Origin of the sequence: Methylobacterium sp. Leaf85 (assembly GCF_001422125.1) — a bacterium.
Lineage (GTDB): Bacteria > Pseudomonadota > Alphaproteobacteria > Rhizobiales > Beijerinckiaceae > Methylobacterium > Methylobacterium bullatum.
On the sequence record NZ_LMME01000012.1, the window covers coordinates 141,738 to 158,455 of the forward strand.

Sequence of the window (16,718 nt, forward strand, 5' to 3'; positions counted from 1 at the left end):
GCCCGCCCCCTTCGCGAATACCATCGGACGATTGGGAGAGGCCGGTTTGCGGCCGGTGCGCCGTAACCTATAGGGTCGTTTCACGTCGGTCCCCGGACCGGCCGCGTGATCTCGCCCGCCGCGCGAAACCGAGGCCCTGAGAGTGCCGGAAAGCCGAACTTTGCCGAAGCCCATCGCCGGACATTCGGACATCTTCGTCGGCTCGAGCGAGATGGCGGCCCTGATGCGGGCCAAGGACTGGTCCCAGACCCCCCTTGGGCCGCCGGAACGCTGGCCCGAGGCGCTGAAGGTCGCCCTGCGCATCCTCCTGACCTCGCGGTTCGAGATGTGGCTCGGCTGGGGGCCGGAGATCGCGTTTTTCTACAACGACGCCTATCGCCCGACGCTCGGCCTCAAGCACCCGGAATCCCTCGCGAAACCCACCAAGATCCTCTGGGCCGAGATCTGGGACGACATCGAGGCGCGCATCCGCAGCGTCTACGAGGACGGCGAGGCGACCTGGGATCGCGGGCTGCTGCTGCTCCTTGAGCGCAACGGCTATCCCGAGGAAACCTATCACACTTTTTCCTACAGCCCGGTCCTCGCCGACGACGGAACGGTGGGTGGCCTGTTCTGCGCGGTCAGCGAAGAGACGAACCGCGTCATCAGCGAACGGCGCCTCGGAATCCTGCGTCTCCTCGGCGAGAGTCTCGCTCGGGCGGAAAGCCGCTCCGACGTCCTGCGGGCGGTGGAGGCCAGCCTCGGCGAGGCCCGTCGCGATCTGCCCTTCAGTGCCATCCATCTCTACGACGGGGGCAGCCTCGCCCGTCTCGCCGCCGCCACCGGGATGTCGGCGGACCATGCCGCCCTGCCGGAGGTCATCGATCCCGCCGGCCCCCTCGCGGACTTGCTCGACGGCTCGGGACACGAGACGATCGTCGATCTCGATCCGGCCCAGAACTGGCCGACCGGCGACTGGGCGAGGCCACCCGCGCAGGCGGTGAGCCTGCCCCTGGTCGGACAGGGTGGAAGCGCGCCGCTGGGCATCGTCACGGTGGGGCTGAACCCGCACCGGCCCATCGATGCCGATTACCTGAGCTTTCTCAAACTCTTGGCCGGACAGATCTCGTCGAGCCTCGCCAGCGTCTCGGCCTATGAGGCCGAGCGCGAGCGCAACGCTGTCCTCGCCGAAGCCGTTCGCATGCGTCAGGAGGCGGCCGAAGCCCTGAGGCAGGCCAACGAGGCCCTCCTCTCGGAAGTCCGGCAGAGGACGGCGGAGCGCGACCGCATGCGCACCCTGTTCCAGGACGCACCCGGCTTCATGTGCGTCCTGAGCGGACCCTCGCACGTGTTCGAGTACACCAACGAGGCCTATCTCCAGCTCGTCGGGCATCGCGACATCATCGGGATCGGCGTCCGCGAGGCGTTGCCGGAGGTCGAGGGACAAGGCTTCTTCGAGCTTCTCGACGAGGTCTACGCGACGGGCAGGCCCTTCATCGGCCGGAACATGCCGGTGACGATCCAGGCCGGACAAGATGGCGGCCTCGAACAGCGCATCCTCAACCTCGTCTATCAGCCGATCACGGAGGCCGACGGCAGCGTCACCGGCATCTTCGCCGAGGGGCACGACGTCACCGACCGCGCGCTCGCCGAAGATGCGCTGAGACGCCTGAACGAGACGCTGGAACAACAGGTCCAGGCCCGGACCCAGGAAGTCCAGGAGCGGACCCAGGAGCGCGACCGGGCCTGGCGCCTGTCGCAGGATCTGCTGATGGTCACGGAAGCGGACAGCCGGATCGCGGCGATCAACACCGCCTGGACGACCCTTCTCGGCTGGACATCCGACGATCTCGCCGGCCGGTCCTTTGCGGATCTCGCCCATCCCGACGACCGCGACGCCGTCTGCGCGACCTTCTCGGCCATCGTCGCCGAACCGCTCACCGACCCCTTCGAGTTCCGGCTGCGCCACGCCGACGGCAGCTACCGCTGGTTCGCCTGGACGGGCGCGTTCGAGGACGGACGGGTCTATGCCAGCGGCCGCAACACCACGGCCGAGCGCGAGCAGGCGGCCGCCCTCGCACTCGCCGAGGACGCCTTGCGTCAGGCCCAGAAGATGGAGGCCGTGGGCCAGCTCACGGGCGGGATCGCCCACGATTTCAACAATTTGCTCACCGGGATCGTCGGCTCCCTCGACCTGATGCAGACCCGCCTGTCGCAGGGCCGGATGGACAATATCGAACGCTACGCCAAGGCGGCGATGTCCTCCGCCAACCGGGCCGCCGCGCTGACCCACCGGCTCCTCGCCTTCGCCAGGCGCCAGCCGCTCGATCCGAAGCTGGTCGATGCCAACGCCCTGATCGCATCCCTCGAAGACCTCCTGCGCCGGACGATCGGCGAGACGATCTCCCTCGACATCGTCATGGGGGAGGGGCTGTGGGCGACCCTGTGCGATCCCCACCAGCTCGAGAACGCGATCCTCAACCTCGCCATCAATGCCCGCGATGCCATGCCGGATGGCGGCCGTCTGCGCATCGAAACCAGCAATTCCGAACTCGACCGCGCCTATGCCCGACTGCATCCGGGGGTGGAGCCGGGCGCGTATGTCCGCATCGTCGTATCGGATACCGGCACCGGCATGCCGGCCGACGTCATCGCCCGGGCCTTCGACCCGTTCTTCACCACGAAGCCCCTGGGGCAGGGGACCGGCCTCGGCCTGTCGATGATCTACGGCTTCGCCCGGCAGTCGGACGGCCATGCCAAGATCGACTCGCAGGTCGGGCACGGTACGGCGGTGAAGCTCTACCTGCCCCGCTCCGTCGAAGCGGTCCCGGAGCCAGGCACGGCGGACACCGTCACGGAGGCGGCCCGTCTCGGCGCGGGGGAGACGGTCCTCGTGGTCGAAGACGAGGGGGTGGTGCGCGACCTCATCGTCGATGTGCTGGAAGACCTCGGCTACCGCGCGATCTCGGCCCCGGACGGCCTGTCCGGCCTGAAGATCCTGCTCACCCAGGAGCGTGTGGACCTGCTCGTGACCGATGTCGGCCTTCCCGGCCTCAACGGTCGCCAGCTGGCCGATCAGGCCCGCGAAACCCGCCCCAATCTGAAGGTGCTGTTCATTACCGGCTATGCCGAGAACGCCATCTTCGGCAACGGCCAGCTCGATCCGGGCATGCAGATGATCACCAAGCCGTTTCCGGTGGAAATCCTGGCCGGGCGCATCCGCGAGATGATGGAAACCTGAAGCGCCAGAAGGCTTTCGCTTCTGACGGCAGGCCCCGTCAGGTGGCTTGAGCGGCCGAGAGCTTGGCGAGTTCCACCGCTGCGCGCAGCTCGATATCGGCGATGAGCCCGTCGAGGCGCGGATCGCCGCTGGACCCGGCACGCTCCGAGAGTCGGCTCGCGATGGCTTGGAGTTCACGCGTCGAGACCCTTCCCATCACCAGGGAAGCCTTCAGCCGGTCGAGGCCGTCGAGCAGGTCGTGGCCACGCTTGGCGAAGCGACGGCGGCGCTCGCCGGGCTGCTCGCCCTGACCCTGCAGGGTCAGGATCGCGTCGAGCCCCGCCAGGGAGGTGGTCGGCGCGGTGGTGGCCGAAGAGGTGGTGGCGGCTGCGTCACCGCCAAGCAGGAAGGAAGAGGACGCATCCGTCTTACGCAGGGCGGGCGAGGCAGAGGCCGAGGCGTGGGAGACGAGGCGGTTATCGACGCGCATGAGCCGTCTCCGAAAATCAGGGCGTCGCTTCGCGCATCGGCACGACGATCGTTTCGCCCAGCAGAATCCGCCCTCGATGGTTAACCATCCGTAAACGACCGGGCAGAAGCTGCCGGGTCGGCAGGGAAAGCGGTTCTCAACCCGAGTACGGGAAACGCCAGCTCGAAAAATAAGCGTTTTTTGTCAGATGCTTGACCGACATGGCCGGTTGGCATGGTCCTGGCAGACCATCCGGCATGTCCAACGTCCACGACATGCCCCGCCGACCAGCAAAGCGCATCATGCCAATCGCGACCGCCCGGACCTTCCAATCGGCACTCCTCACCTGCGGCGCGGCGCTGCTGGCGCTGGTCTTCGGCTTGAGCGGCCAGGCTTTCGCCCTGTCCCGGGTGAAGGATCTCGCGAGCATCGAAGGCGTGCGGCAGAACCAGCTGGTGGGCTACGGTATCGTCGTCGGCCTCAACGGCACCGGCGATACCCTCAACAACATCCCCTTCACCCGGCAGTCCCTCCAGGCGATGCTCGAGCGGCTCGGGGTCAACACGAGGGGGGCCACCATGCGCACCCAGAACCTCGCGGCCGTGATGGTGACGGCGAGCCTGCCGCCCTTCGCCACACAGGGAAACCGGATCGACATCACGGTCTCGTCCCTGGGCGACGCCAAATCCCTCCAGGGTGGCACCCTGCTGGTGACGCCGCTCCTCGGCGCCGATGGCGAGGTCTACGCCCTGGCCCAGGGATCGGTCGCCATCGCGGGCTTCTCGGCCGAGGGCGATGCCGCCAAGATCACGCGCGGGGTGCCCACCAACGGGCGCGTGCCCAACGGGGCGATGATCGAGCGGGAGACGGCGTTCAAGATGAACGACATGCGCTCCCTGCGCCTGTCCCTGCGCAACCCGGACTTCACCACCTCGAAGCGGATCGCCGCCGCGATCAACGACTTCATGGGCGCCGACACCGCCGAACCCACCGACCCGGCCACCGTCACCCTGCAGATCCCGGCGAAGTACAACGGCAACATGATCCGCCTCGTCACCGAGATCGAGCAGCTGAAGATCGAGCCCGATCAGACGGCGCGGGTGGTCGTCGACGAGCGCTCGGGCATCATCGTCATGGGCCGCGACGTGCGCGTATCCACCGTCGCCATTGCTCAGGGGAATCTGACCGTCACCATCACCGAGCAGCCGCAAGTCAGCCAGCCTGCGCCACTCTCCAACGGCACGACTACCGTGGTGCCGCGCACCGGCGTCAAGGTCGATACAGGCGAGGGCAACAAGCTCGCCATGGTCAAGGAAGGTGTCACCCTGCGTGAGTTGGTGGATGGCCTGAACGCGCTGGGGGTCGGCCCACGCGACCTGATCTCGATCCTCCAGGCCATCAAAGCCGCCGGCGCCCTCCAGGCCGATATCGAGGTGATGTGATGCACTTTCCTCTCTTCCTCCTCCAACCCAAGAGGCGATGACCATGCTGTTCGCACCCCTCGCCGCCAAAGCCGCCATCGGGGTCGGCCGGGCTATCGTCGGCGATATCGCCAAGTCGGTCGGTAATGGCCTCAAAGACGAGACGACAAAGGCGGCGTCGACGTCCGCAAATAGCAAACTTGCAGCGGCGGCCACGGCCAAGACACCGGCGGAGATCAAAGCTCGTAAGGCGTCCAACGAATTCGAGACGATGTTCCTGGAGCAGACCCTGGAGCGGCTCGCCACCTCGGAGGGCACTGATGGCCCCCTCGGCGACAATGGCACCGGCGGAGCGGTTTACCGCTCGATGCTGACCAAGGAATATGCGGGTCAAATGGCGAAGAGCGGGGGGGTCGGCATCGCCGATCAGGTCTACCGCGAGATGATCAAGATGCAGGAGGCTGGAAATGCAAGCCGCAACTGAAACCAAATCTCTTCGCATCGCGGACAAGGCCGGCGCAGATGCGCTGATCGCGCACATCATGCAAACCATGCAGACGCTGGAGGACATCCTCTCGGAGGAGGGAGGCCACGTTCGCGTCGGGCGTCTGCGCCAGGGCCTATCGCAGACCGAGCGGAAGACTGCCCTGGGGGCGTCCTACATGCAGAGCCTGGAAGTGGCAAAAGCCAATGCCATCGCGTTGGCACGGTTCGCCCCGGAATCCATCGAAGAGCTTAAAACCGCGCACCGGCGATTTGCCCAGGTGGTGGAAACCAGTCAGATCGTGCTGGCAACGGCACGCACGGTCTCCGAAAGCCTGGTCAAGTCCCTGGCCGACGACATGAACCGCTCGAGAACGGCCACCGTGTATGGACGCCCCTCTCAGCCGCCGTCTCCCTATGGCAAGGGACCGGCGGGTCGGAGCCAGCCCCTGGTGCTGTCGCGCAACCTTTGACAGCGTTTCAACGCTGTCCCGCGTCGATCCGCACATAGGTCCGAACCGGACCATAACCTGTCTCCGTGCGGGTATCGACGGCGAGGCGGCCGCCGGCGATCGATCGGGAGGCGGTGTCGCCTTCGCGGGAGCGCAGGTCGAGCCCCGTCGTTGCCCGTCCGCCAATGCGGATGCAGGTTTCCGAGCCGGGAATGCGAATGAACCCCGAGCCGTGCCTGGGACAAGGCTTTGCTGCCTGCTGCAGTTGCGGCCTCATCGGCTCAAGCGCAAAAGCGAGAGACGTCAGGGTCGTGAGTACGCAGACAGCCAAGCTGCCGACCAGTGTCGCCCTCACCATGCGTGTCGTTCCCCAAGGCTCCGTCGGAACAATTCGCTATACCCTTTCGGCCGCGAACGATCGATACCGGTTCCCCTCCGCCATACGGTAACCTTTCGGTAAACAAACGTCCTTAATCGTTGGTGACACGGTCAAACGGGAAGCTTGAGACATGGCGGATAAGGTCATCGGGGCGGCGGAGTCCGATCGGTCGCCGGAAGCGCTTTTAAAACAAGCCGTTAGCGGCGCCAAGGTGAAGCCCGCGCCGATGCCGGAGAAGCGTCGGCGACTGCCATCGATTTCCCCGCTTCTTGGCGGAGTGGCGGCGGCGGCCCTCGTGATCGGGCTCGCTGTGGGCGCAGGAGCGATGAGCCTCGTTTCGCCGAAATCCGATCCATCCTCGGAGCAGCTGGCGCAGATCCAATCCCGTCTGGAAATCCGCCAGGCGGATGTCGCCCGTCTACAGACCGAAATCGAGAAGCTAGGAAAGGTTCTCGCGCAGGTGCAGGATGCTACCGAGTCTGTCCGCAGCGAAGCGAAGAATCGGTCCGCCGCCCTCAACGACCGGATCGGCAAGGCCGAACAGGCTATCGTTTCAAAAGTCACGAGCCTCGCCGACCGGCAGGATCAAACAGAGCGAGACCAGACGGCAAAAATCGCTGCTCTGACGTCGCAATTGGACAAGCGAGCGGCGGCGCCCGCTCCGGCCACTCCTGTGGCGGCGACGCAAGCCGCCAAGCCTCAGCAGCCTGAGCCAACGGAGACCGGATCCCTTCCCGACAAAGCAAAAGCTTCGACACCGGCTGTCATCGATGGATGGGCTGTGCGCGAGGTCTATAACGGTGTGGCCGTCATCGAGGATCGTCGTCATCGCCTCGTGGAGGTCGGTCCAGGGGACACGATCCCAGGCGTCGGCAAGGTCGATTCAGTCGAGAGACGCGGGCGGAGCTGGGCGGTTGTAACGAAACAGGGCCTGATCACCAGCCAAACTTGGTGAGCCGACGGACAATATCGAGTATGCGCGGAATCAGGACAGCTGTACTTCGATCTCTGGATCACGCAGGGAATGCGGATACCGCGCTTCAATAGTGAGGGGATCAGCCATAGCGCACCCGCGTGCAGCGCGGTTGCGGCCATGGGTTAGTGCCCGATCCTGCGCTTCCTGGGTGGGGAACAGAATGGCCGCGAGGAGAGCCTGTCCCTCGAATTCTGAATCCAGATTCTTTGCTTCAAACACTGGCATTGCGGTCACCGGACCTTGAGCCGTGCGAACTTCGCATGGGTCGTTGTGTGCGTATAAACCGACAATGTGGATTCCGGCAACAAGTTCCCGTCCGCGACGATTGTTTACGCTTAATTTGCATTTTGCATCGCCACGAAGTTTCCGCAGTGCGGCAACACACTCGATTACAGGTTCATACAATCTGGAATGGGACCTCCTGCAAAAGTATAGTAAGCGTCGGCCGCCTCACCCCATCCATGGGCGCATGAAACTGAAACCCAGCTAATCGTCGCGGGCACAAATCTCAGATTTTTGAGAAAATATCAAATAGAAGGATTTATTATCGGTTCATTTTCAAATAATAAAAATGGATGCTCACCCAATAAAAACCAATAATTACTGAAATTTGCTCGTTTTTAATCACATTGATACTGAAGATTTATGATTTAACCAAAAAATATCACCCTCTATGTACCTTATCTAATACTCTACATAAATCGATGACCCTCTGACGTGGCCCGCGATGACCTTGGATGGGTAGCCAATCGCCCCTCATCCTCGAGCCCAAGGCCCCCCTGCCTAAGGTTCAATGTAAAATCGGCTGTTGCGCTCTTGTACCGATAAATTGTGAGCGACACGAAAAAGGGCGCTCGCGCGCCCTTAATCGACATTTAAAATTGAGCTTTGGTCGCTTCAGGCGACTGCAGTCGCCTTTACAGCCACACCCTTCTCGGTGAGGAACTGCTGCAATTCTCCCGACTGGAACATCTCGCGGGTGATATCGCAACCGCCCACGAACTCGCCCTTGACGTAGATCTGCGGAATGGTGGGCCAATTCGAAAAGGCCTTGATCCCGTCGCGGATCGCCATGTCGTCGAGAACGTTCACGCCCTTGAACGGCACTTCGAGGTAATTGAGGATCTGCACGACCTGGCCGGAGAAGCCGCACATCGGAAACTGTGGCGTGCCCTTCATGAACACGACGACGTCCTGGGAATCGATTTCGGTCTTGATGGCGGCGTTGACGTCGGTCATGCAAATATCCTTTCCAGGACTGAGGCGGGGAACTAGCGCTTGAAGTCAGTGTTTTTCCGGCGATTTCAAGATCGTCGTTTCGGCGATCCTCAAAAGCGCGTCGTCAATGTAGAATGGGGTGACCAGGGGATCGTCCACGTCCAAGGAGCATTGAAACGGCAAGTTGGAGATCAGCGTATCGCCGTATGCGGTCCGTCCCGGCTTGGCTAGTTCCTGGGTTGCGGCCCAGCCGTTGAACCAGTCGATACGCTGCGACATGGAAGGTTCGCAACGTCCGCGGGCACCGATCTGGAAGGTCTCAACCTCCCTGCGCCAATGCTCTACGGGGAGCGTGCGTGGCGCGGATAGCCGCTCTAAGAGATGCACCGGGCTTTGAGTGCGGAGGTTTTCACCGGCCTGGGCCTGCGAACGCCCTACGCTCACCATCTCCTCGGCGATATTCTCCCAGTCCAGCATATTGGACAGGTCGGACCTTCGCGAGAGGGCGCGCAAGTCCGACGCCCGCTGCTCGGTCCCGCTCACGATGTCGTCGTACAGGCTCGGCTGGTCCATGGGGACGCCCTGTTGATCGCCCCTAATCTTGCGGGACACCGGTGGTGAGCGCAAGGGCGTGCAGGACGCCCCCCATCCGCCCCTGAAGCGCACCGTAGACGAGTTGGTGTTGCGCTACGCGAGTCTTACCCTTGAAGGCCGAGGAGATGACTGTGGCGGCATAATGGTCGCCGTCGCCGGCCAGGTCTTTGATCTCGATCGTGGCGTCGGGCAGCGCTTCACGGATCATGGCCTCGATATCGCGCGCATCCATCGGCATCGGACTCAATCCCTTTCGAGTGACGTTCAGACCGTGGCAGGCCGGGTCGCCATGTAGGTCGGCAGCCAGCCTTCATGCGCCTCGCGCAGATCCGAGACGGATATGGTTTCGCCCGCGGGCAAGGTCAAATCTTGCCCTCCAGCAAAGCCGATGACGGAGGCCGGAATACCCTGCGCGTTCGCGCTGTAGAGAAGGTCCGGCACGTTCTCCGGGTCGACGCTGAGGAGGTAGCGGGCCTGGTCCTCTCCAAAGAGATAGGCATGCGCGGGAAGACCGGCGGGCGCATCCGGCAGGGTCGCGCCGATACCACCGGCAATGGCCATTTCGGCAAGAGCCACGGCAAGCCCGCCATCGGAGAGGTCGTGCACGGTGTCGACGAGGCCCGAGACGATGAGGCTGCGCACGAAATCGCCGTTGCGGCGCTCTGCCGCGAGATCGACCGGCGGCGGCGCACCATCCTCGCGCCCGGAAACCACCGAGAGATAGACCGATTGGCCGAGCCAGCCTTCCGTGGCGCCCACGAGGACGAGCATATCGCCGTCACGCTTCAGCGAGATTGTGGCGTGTTTCGTGACATCGTCGAGAAGGCCGACGCCGCCAATGGTCGGGGTCGGCAGGATGCCGACGCCGTTCGTTTCGTTGTACAGCGAGACGTTGCCGGAGACGACCGGGAAGTCCAGGGCGAGGCAGGCCTCGCCGATGCCCTTGAGGCAGCCGACGAGCTGCCCCATCACCTCGGGCTTCTCCGGGTTGCCGAAATTCAGGTTGTCGGTGATAGCGAGAGGTTTGGCGCCCACCGCCGTGATGTTGCGCCAGGCTTCCGCCACGGCCTGCCGGCCGCCTTGCACCGGGTCCGCCTCGCAATAGCGCGGAGTCACGTCGGCGGTCAGGGCTAGCCCCTTGGGTCCGTCCTCGACGCGAACGATGGCGGCGTCGCCACCGGGCTTCTGCACGGTGTTGCCGCCGATGAAGTGGTCGTACTGCTCGTAGACCCAGCGCTTCGAAGAGAGGTCGGGGGAGCCGACCAGCTTCTTCAGGGCCTCGGCATTGCCGATCGGCGCAGGCACGTCGGCGGCCGCGATCACCGGCTGGTGCGTGTTGGCGATGTGCGGCCGGTCGTAGAGCGGGGCTTCGTCGCCGAGTTCCTTGATCGGCAGGTCGGCCATCGTGACGCCGTCATGCTTCACCACGAAGCGCAGAGTGTCGGTGGTGTGCCCGATGATCGCGAAATCGAGGCCCCATTTTACGAAAACGGCCTCGGCTTCCGCTTCCATGCCGGGCTTGAGCACCATGAGCATGCGCTCCTGGCTCTCCGAGAGCATCATCTCGTAGGCGCTCATGTTCTCTTCGCGGGCCGGTACCTTCTCGATGTGGAGCTCTACGCCGAGATCGCCCTTGGCGCCCATCTCGACGGCCGAGCAGGTGAGGCCGGCCGCACCCATGTCCTGGATCGCGATGACGGCTCCCGTCGCCATCAGTTCGAGGCAGGCTTCGAGCAGCAGCTTCTCGGCGAAGGGGTCGCCGACCTGCACCGTGGGGCGCTTCGATTCGGAGGCGTCGTCGAACTCGGCCGAGGCCATGCTGGCGCCGTGGATGCCGTCGCGGCCGGTCTTAGAGCCGAGATAGACGATTGGGTTCCCGACGCCTGTTGCCGCCGCATAAAAGATCGCGTCGGTGCGGGCGAGGCCCACCGCCATAGCGTTGACGAGGATGTTGCCGTCATAGCGCGGGTGGAAACCGACGGCGCCGCCCACGGTTGGGACGCCGAAGGAATTGCCGTAGCCGCCGATGCCGGCCACCACACCGGAGACGAGGTGGCGCGTGCGGGGATGGTCCGGAGAGCCGAAGCGCAGGGCGTTCAGCGCCGCGATCGGCCGCGCCCCCATGGTGAACACGTCGCGCAGGATGCCGCCAACCCCTGTCGCTGCGCCCTGATAGGGCTCGATGAAGCTCGGGTGGTTGTGGCTCTCCATCTTGAAGACGCAGGCCAGACCGTCTCCGATATCGATGATACCGGCATTCTCGCCGGGTCCCTGGATCACCCATGGCGCCGAGGTCGGCAGGCCGCGCAGGTGCTTGCGCGAGGACTTGTAGGAGCAGTGCTCGTTCCACATGGCCGAGACGATGCCGAGCTCGGTCAGGGTCGGATCGCGTCCGATCAGGCCACGGAAGCGCTCGTACTCGTCCGGCGTCAGGCCATGCTGGCGTACCAGCTCCGGTGTGATCGGAACATCGTTGCGGAACATGCGACCCCTCTCGACCGCTCAGGTATCTGTCGCGCCCCTCCCGATCTCGGAATGGGTTTGCGAGGTTCACCAAGTCCGGTCGGCTCTAGAGGGTAAGCGCCCGTGCTGGCAACTCATCAAAGCGGCGTCCGGCCATGCGGACTGGCGGAAACGCTGCGTCAGACGACCTTCTCGGAGGCGGGCTCACCTGGAAGACGCAGGCGATCGATGGCGCTGTGGATAGGCTCGGGACCAGCGACGAAGGCGACGTAATCGAATGCCTGTGGGTTCAGGCTCGACATCAGCAACTGGAAATGCATGCGGAACAGATTCCACTTGCGCCGGGCGATAATGTTCTTCTCGATCAGGTCGGTGATGCGGACATGGATCTCCACCGGCCGATGTGCAGGCGGGGAGGGCATGTCGGAGGCGCTGAGGACGTCGCGTTGGTGGACCGAAAGCCAGTCCCACTTCGCACGCACGTCAAGCCAACGGATGGCGCGGCATGCCGCCACCCGCGCGAGGGCCGCGCGCATCTCGCCAGCCGGTGCATCGAGGGTGATCCAAGGGATCACGCTGCCGATACTGACGAAGGAAACCGGCGTGCCACGCTGCCCGAAGCCGGGATCCTGCGTGAGGACCCTGTCGAGAGCCTCGACGCCGAGAAAGCTCGATGAGGAATGTCCGATGACGACGATCTCGCTTGCTCTGCCTTCAGCGGTGCGTATCTCATCGGCGAAGGCGTCGAGACGCCGGCGCATGCGCGTCTCGGCACCGCTGGCGTGGTCGTGGGTGAATGCGGCGTCGTCCACGAGGTGGGCGACATAGAACGGTTTGGACCGGGTCAAGCCCATCAGGCCGGCGAGGAGGGCGTAGGAGAGGACCGGGATCGCCGCGATCAACCAGGGTCGCCAGCCTGACGGTCCGAGCATAGACGGCAACGCCGCCAGGATCACCGATGCGACGATCAGGCCGGCATAGATCTGGTGGACGCCGATGATCACGCGGGCAAAGCGCTTGGCTTCCCGCCGAAACCTACGAACGTAGCCGCTGCGGTAGAGGCGCCACCATAGGGCGGGGACCTCCACAAGGCGTCGCCAGTTCGATCGCGGAAAGCGGGCGCGGACGATGTCGTCCCAGCGCAGCAGGGTATAGCGCGTGGGGGCCCCGTCCACGTTCACCGTCCAATCGAGGCGCAAGCCATCTTCCGACCGCACCGGGTCGCTCACGGCGATGGCCATGCGGCGCCTCACTGCCGTCAGTCGGCTCTCGCGCCGAAACAAGCCCCAATAGGTTTCGGGCTCACGCGGATCGAAACCCGGCATGTAAAAAATCTGGCGCGGAAGGAGATCTGTGGCGGGTGATTCCGAAGCGATGGGATGTTTATCCGTGCAGCAGGAGGAGAAGGTGGGCGGCGCCTGCAAGCGAAGCGCCGGAACCGGTCCCTACACGATCAGGTCGACCTCGTACGAGTGCGAATTCGCATCAGGCGTTGCCCCCGGCCCCATGAGCGAGATGCTCCGCGATTGCTGTGACGAACCGCTCCCCGTAGGCATCGCGCTTGCGCTCGCCGACGCCGTGGACCGTCCTTAGGGCATAGAGATCCACCGGCTTCGCCCGCGCCATCTCGATCAGCGTCCGGTCTGGGAACACCATGAAGGCGGCGATGCCCTCAGTGCGGGCGATGGTGGCGCGCAGGCCACGCAGGTGCTGGAACAGAGCTTCCGTCGCTGGATCGAGATCGAGGGTCGCATCTTCGCGCGCCGCGCCGCTGCGCTTGCGGTCGCGAGGCTCGGCCACCTTCGGCTCCGGGTCCGGCCGCATCTGGATCGCTTCGCGGCCGAACAGGATGGCCTCGCCCTTCTCGGTCAGGGAGAGCCCACCGAACCCGTCGTCGTTCTCCGCCACGGCACCGGCTGCGAAGAGCTGGCGCAGCATCGCCCGCCATGCCGGTAGCGGCTTGTCGGCACCGACGCCAAAGGTCTTCAGCGCCGTGTGCCCGTTGCGCCGAATCGTGTCGGTCTCCTTGCCGTGGACCACGTCGCAGACATAAGCCGCGCCGAATCGCTGCCCCGTTCGCACGATGGCCGAGAGCAGCTTCTGCGCCGGCACGGTGGCATCAATGAGCGAGATGCCGCTGCGGCACAGATCACAGCGGCCGCAGGGCTCGCTCGCCTCGCCGAAATAGCCGAGGAGCGATTGGCGTCGGCAGGTCGCCCCCTCGCACAGAGCGATCATCGCCTCCAACTTGCGCCGCTCGACGCGACGGCGCTCATCGGGCACGTCCTTCTCGTCGATCTGCCGGCGGCGGAGCGACATGTCGTCGAGGCCGTAGATCGTGAGCGTGTCGGCGGGCAGGCCGTCGCGGCCGGCGCGGCCGATCTCCTGATAGTAGCCCTCGACATTGGAGGGCATGTCGGCGTGGCAGACGAAGCGCACGTCCGGTTTATTGATGCCCATGCCGAAGGCGACGGTGGCGGTCATCACCACCCCGTCCTCCTGAAGGAACGTGTCCTGGTTCTTCATGCGCGTGCCCTGGTCGAGGCCGGCATGGTAGGGGAGGGCGTTGAACCCATCCTTGGCGAGCACCTCCGCGAGTTGCTCCGTGCGCTTCCTCGACGAGCAGTAAATGATGCCGCTCTCGGAGCGTCGGTGGCGCAAGAAGCGCTCGATCTGGCGGGTCGGGTTGTCCTTCGGCGTGAAAGTCAGCCGGATGTTCGGCCGGTCGAAGGAATGGACGAAGGCCTTCAGGTCGCGACCAGCCGGGAACAACCGCTCGGTGATGTCGGCCCGCGTCGCCTTATCGGCGGTAGCGGTGAGCGCCACGGTCTGGACATTCCCCAACGCTTCGCGCGCCTTGGAGAGATCGCGGTATTCCGGGCGGAAATCATGGCCCCATTGCGAGACGCAATGAGCCTCGTCCACGGCCAGCCGCCGGACGCCAGCCCCGCGCAGGGCATCCATCAGCCCTTCCATCATCAGCCGCTCAGGCGAGACGAAGAGGAGCCGCAGATCGCCGCTGCGGATCTTGCGCCAGGTCTCCCGGGACGTCGCTTCCGCCACCGATGAGTTCAGGGTCGCCGCCTCGACGCCGAAACCGATCATCTGCTGGACCTGATCGTGCATGAGGGCGATCAGCGGCGACACGACCACCGTGAGCGAGGATTCGACCAGCGCCGGCAGCTGATAGGTCATCGACTTGCCCGAGCCCGTCGGCATCACCGCGAACACATCCGTCCCATCCAGGACGGCACCGATCACCTCGTCCTGTCCGGGCCGGAAATCGTCGTAGCCGAAGGTGGTCTTGAGGGCGCGTCGAGCTTCGTCGAGGCGGTCGGTCATGCAGGGCCCGTCATCGCGGTCAGGGAAAGGCGGCAGGCGGACGTCGCGCCGGCCATCCTTGGCACGGCAATGCCGCCGTCGAGGCCGTCATTTGCTAGGAGGGTGGCTTTGACGGCCCTGGACCCCGAGGTCAATCGTCAGGACCACCACCTCACCTCGATCTCGAGAACGTATCAGCGGGACGCGATAGCGACGGCAGCGCCGGCCATGACCGTCCCGGCTCCACGGTTGAGCAGTCGTCGTGCCCTGGCGGAGGTCATGACGCGCCGGGCTCGTTCGGCCGCCAGGACATAACCGTAGAGGATGGTGCCGAGGACGAGAACGATGGTGGCGCCAAGTTCCGCCAGCCCCGGAGCATCGATCCGGTCGAGGTCGACGACCGTCGGCAGCAGGGCCAGGAAGAATAGGATCACCTTCGGGTTGCCCAGGGTGACGGCAAGGCCGCCCGCGAACAGGCGCAATGCACCCTCGTCACGAAGAGGCTCCGCGTCGATCACGCCGACCCGGGATGTCCAGGCTTTGAACGCCAGGACAGCGAGATAGACCGCGCCGGCATATTTCAGGGCGACGAGGAGCGGCGCGAAGGTCTGCGCCACCAGGGCGAATCCACCCGCCGCGACGGCGAACCATATCAGGTCGCCGACAATGAAGCCCGCGACGAAGGCACCGATGCCGCGGGTGCCCTCGGCGAGGACACGCGCTACCAGAGCCGCGACGCCGGGTCCGGGGGAGGCTACGGCGGCGGCATAGATGGCGGCAAAGACGACAAGTTGCGCGATGGGAATGACGCCTGCTCCGGTCGAAAGTTGCAATACAGGACATACAAAGACTTCACATCTTAAGTCACCCGAAAGGAGATGTCTGCTCAGATGGGCAAGGGTCAGCGGGTCGTCATCGCGGGCCGATGAAAGACCGGCGAGTTTATCCCATGATGGTCCTTCCCTTCCTCGGTTTCGCTGGCGCCACGGGGGCGGCGATCGCCGGGAGACGCGGCCTGGCCTTGCTCCTCTGGGGCCTGTCCCTGGGCGTGTTGCTGGCGTTGTTCCGCGAGCACGCCACCGACGCCCTGCCGCTCGTCTTCTGAAGGCCACGGAATGTCCGCATCGTCCCTCGCCCGCGCGCTCAACGCAGCGGGACTCTTTGGCTGCAGCCTCATTTTGCTCGTGGCGTTCTGGTTTCAGATCGTCCTCGGAGAATTGCCGTGCCCGCTCTGCGTCCTTCAGCGCGCCGCTTTCACGGCGGTCGGCCTGGGACTGGTCCTCAATATCTGTGACCGGCCGAGACCGTCGCATTATGCCATCGTCATCCTGAGCGCCGTGGTGGGGGGTGCGGTCTCCGCCCGTCAGACGGCTTTGCACATCATCCCCGGAACCGGGACCTACGGCTCGGCCCTGTTCGGCCTCCATTTCTATGTCTGGGCGCTCATCGCTTTCACCGGCGTAATCGTCGCCGTCGCCATCCTGTGCCTGTGGGATCGGCAGTTCACCCCTGAGGCCTCCGTGTCCCGCCCGGAGACGGTCTCGGTCCTTGGGCAGCCCACCGGAACGGCGCCAACGGTTCTTCCCGGCACCCGGGCCGGGGCGCTCGGTCTTTCCGTGGTCCTGCTGTTTCTCGTCGTGGCGCTGGCCAATGCCGGCTCGACCTTTGCCGAATGCGGGTTCGGCCTGTGTCCGGACAATCCGGTGAACTACGAGATGTTCGATCGGCTCATCGCGCGGTGAT

General features: G+C 64.7%; 16 protein-coding genes. 7 read left to right on the plus strand and 9 right to left on the minus strand.

The genetic code is table 11. The features are described 5' to 3' along the window. The first annotated feature begins 211 nt into the window (after positions 1–211). Positions 212–3,220, plus strand: a complete 3,009-nt coding sequence (locus ASF08_RS09395; protein ID WP_056144732.1) for a PAS domain-containing protein — start codon at positions 212–214, stop codon at positions 3,218–3,220. 37 nt (positions 3,221–3,257) lie between these two features. Here ASF08_RS09395 and ASF08_RS09400 read toward each other — a convergent pair whose 3' ends face one another. Then, positions 3,258–3,689 carry a flagellar assembly protein FliX gene (locus ASF08_RS09400; RefSeq protein WP_056144193.1) on the minus strand — a complete coding sequence of 144 codons (432 nt, stop codon included), beginning with the start codon at positions 3,687–3,689 and terminating at the stop codon, positions 3,258–3,260. Positions 3,690–3,970: 281 nt separating this feature from the next. On the opposite strand from ASF08_RS09400, the gene ASF08_RS09405 reads away from it, so the two are divergent. From ASF08_RS09405 to ASF08_RS09415, 3 genes are read left to right on the plus strand one after another with little or no spacing between them, the layout of a single operon-like run. Beyond that, positions 3,971–5,110, plus strand: a complete 1,140-nt coding sequence (locus tag ASF08_RS09405) for a flagellar basal body P-ring protein FlgI (protein ID WP_026175720.1) — start codon at positions 3,971–3,973, stop codon at positions 5,108–5,110. A 37-nt stretch (positions 5,111–5,147) separates the two neighbouring features. After that, positions 5,148–5,573 (plus strand): rod-binding protein, encoded by a 426-nt coding sequence (locus ASF08_RS09410; protein ID WP_156465606.1) that lies wholly within the window; start codon positions 5,148–5,150, stop codon positions 5,571–5,573. Next, positions 5,557–6,045 carry a hypothetical protein gene (locus tag ASF08_RS09415; protein ID WP_056144196.1) on the plus strand — a complete coding sequence of 163 codons (489 nt, stop codon included), beginning with the start codon at positions 5,557–5,559 and terminating at the stop codon, positions 6,043–6,045. Before ASF08_RS09410 ends, ASF08_RS09415 begins: the two co-directional genes overlap by 17 nt. Positions 6,046–6,052: 7 nt before the next feature. Here ASF08_RS09415 and ASF08_RS09420 read toward each other — a convergent pair whose 3' ends face one another. Then, complete coding sequence (locus ASF08_RS09420) at positions 6,053–6,301, minus strand: porin (protein ID WP_244474491.1); 249 nt, start codon at positions 6,299–6,301, stop codon at positions 6,053–6,055. 232 nt (positions 6,302–6,533) lie between these two features. On the opposite strand from ASF08_RS09420, the gene ASF08_RS09425 reads away from it, so the two are divergent. Continuing rightward, the gene (locus ASF08_RS09425) at positions 6,534–7,358 is read left to right on the plus strand and encodes a hypothetical protein (RefSeq protein WP_056144202.1); all 825 of its coding nucleotides are present in this window, start codon (positions 6,534–6,536) and stop codon (positions 7,356–7,358) included. A 918-nt stretch (positions 7,359–8,276) separates the two neighbouring features. On the opposite strand, the gene grxD is transcribed toward ASF08_RS09425, so the two are convergent. The 7 genes from grxD to ASF08_RS09460 form a co-directional block, all read right to left on the minus strand. Beyond that, positions 8,277–8,618 carry a Grx4 family monothiol glutaredoxin gene (gene grxD, locus ASF08_RS09430; RefSeq protein ID WP_018042617.1) on the minus strand — a complete coding sequence of 114 codons (342 nt, stop codon included), beginning with the start codon at positions 8,616–8,618 and terminating at the stop codon, positions 8,277–8,279. A gap of 45 nt (positions 8,619–8,663) precedes the next feature. Beyond that, complete coding sequence (locus ASF08_RS09435) at positions 8,664–9,170, minus strand: DUF29 family protein (protein ID WP_056144206.1); 507 nt, start codon at positions 9,168–9,170, stop codon at positions 8,664–8,666. A gap of 22 nt (positions 9,171–9,192) precedes the next feature. Continuing rightward, complete coding sequence (locus ASF08_RS09440) at positions 9,193–9,429, minus strand: BolA family protein (RefSeq protein ID WP_018042619.1); 237 nt, start codon at positions 9,427–9,429, stop codon at positions 9,193–9,195. A 26-nt stretch (positions 9,430–9,455) separates the two neighbouring features. After that, positions 9,456–11,675, minus strand: coding sequence for a phosphoribosylformylglycinamidine synthase subunit PurL (gene purL / locus ASF08_RS09445; RefSeq protein WP_056144208.1), 2,220 nt, complete (start codon positions 11,673–11,675; stop codon positions 9,456–9,458). Positions 11,676–11,833: 158 nt separating this feature from the next. Continuing rightward, the gene (locus ASF08_RS09450) at positions 11,834–12,979 is read right to left on the minus strand and encodes a hypothetical protein (RefSeq protein WP_056144734.1); all 1,146 of its coding nucleotides are present in this window, start codon (positions 12,977–12,979) and stop codon (positions 11,834–11,836) included. 160 nt (positions 12,980–13,139) lie between these two features. Continuing rightward, positions 13,140–14,996 carry a DNA helicase RecQ gene (gene recQ, locus ASF08_RS09455; RefSeq protein ID WP_018042622.1) on the minus strand — a complete coding sequence of 619 codons (1,857 nt, stop codon included), beginning with the start codon at positions 14,994–14,996 and terminating at the stop codon, positions 13,140–13,142. Positions 14,997–15,169: 173 nt separating this feature from the next. After that, complete coding sequence (locus ASF08_RS09460) at positions 15,170–15,808, minus strand: LysE family translocator (RefSeq protein ID WP_244474492.1); 639 nt, start codon at positions 15,806–15,808, stop codon at positions 15,170–15,172. A 116-nt stretch (positions 15,809–15,924) separates the two neighbouring features. Between ASF08_RS09460 and ASF08_RS25310 the strand changes: the two genes are divergently transcribed. Next, the gene (locus ASF08_RS25310; protein WP_018042624.1) at positions 15,925–16,080 is read left to right on the plus strand and encodes a DUF5993 family protein; all 156 of its coding nucleotides are present in this window, start codon (positions 15,925–15,927) and stop codon (positions 16,078–16,080) included. 10 nt (positions 16,081–16,090) lie between these two features. Then, positions 16,091–16,717, plus strand: a complete 627-nt coding sequence (locus ASF08_RS09465) for a disulfide bond formation protein B (protein WP_056144214.1) — start codon at positions 16,091–16,093, stop codon at positions 16,715–16,717. Position 16,718: the final 1 nt, after the last annotated feature.

What these genes read in the sequence shown, in the direction of transcription:
- ASF08_RS09400 (WP_056144193.1), bottom strand. Translation starts at nt 3,689, where the DNA reads ATGCGCGTCGATAACCGCCTCGTCTCCCACGCCTCGGCCTCTGCCTCG.
- ASF08_RS09435 (WP_056144206.1), bottom strand. Translation starts at nt 9,170, where the DNA reads ATGGACCAGCCGAGCCTGTACGACGACATCGTGAGCGGGACCGAGCAG.
- ASF08_RS09410 (WP_156465606.1), top strand. Translation starts at nt 5,148, where the DNA reads ATGACCATGCTGTTCGCACCCCTCGCCGCCAAAGCCGCCATCGGGGTC.
- ASF08_RS25310 (WP_018042624.1), top strand. Translation starts at nt 15,925, where the DNA reads ATGATGGTCCTTCCCTTCCTCGGTTTCGCTGGCGCCACGGGGGCGGCG.
- ASF08_RS09440 (WP_018042619.1), bottom strand. Translation starts at nt 9,429, where the DNA reads ATGCCGATGGATGCGCGCGATATCGAGGCCATGATCCGTGAAGCGCTG.
- ASF08_RS09395 (WP_056144732.1), top strand. Translation starts at nt 212, where the DNA reads ATGGCGGCCCTGATGCGGGCCAAGGACTGGTCCCAGACCCCCCTTGGG.
- ASF08_RS09465 (WP_056144214.1), top strand. Translation starts at nt 16,091, where the DNA reads ATGTCCGCATCGTCCCTCGCCCGCGCGCTCAACGCAGCGGGACTCTTT.
- recQ (WP_018042622.1), bottom strand. Translation starts at nt 14,996, where the DNA reads ATGACCGACCGCCTCGACGAAGCTCGACGCGCCCTCAAGACCACCTTC.
- ASF08_RS09415 (WP_056144196.1), top strand. Translation starts at nt 5,557, where the DNA reads ATGCAAGCCGCAACTGAAACCAAATCTCTTCGCATCGCGGACAAGGCC.
- ASF08_RS09420 (WP_244474491.1), bottom strand. Translation starts at nt 6,301, where the DNA reads ATGAGGCCGCAACTGCAGCAGGCAGCAAAGCCTTGTCCCAGGCACGGC.
- ASF08_RS09425 (WP_056144202.1), top strand. Translation starts at nt 6,534, where the DNA reads ATGGCGGATAAGGTCATCGGGGCGGCGGAGTCCGATCGGTCGCCGGAA.
- ASF08_RS09405 (WP_026175720.1), top strand. Translation starts at nt 3,971, where the DNA reads ATGCCAATCGCGACCGCCCGGACCTTCCAATCGGCACTCCTCACCTGC.
- purL (WP_056144208.1), bottom strand. Translation starts at nt 11,675, where the DNA reads ATGTTCCGCAACGATGTTCCGATCACACCGGAGCTGGTACGCCAGCAT.
- grxD (WP_018042617.1), bottom strand. Translation starts at nt 8,618, where the DNA reads ATGACCGACGTCAACGCCGCCATCAAGACCGAAATCGATTCCCAGGAC.
- ASF08_RS09450 (WP_056144734.1), bottom strand. Translation starts at nt 12,979, where the DNA reads ATGCCGGGTTTCGATCCGCGTGAGCCCGAAACCTATTGGGGCTTGTTT.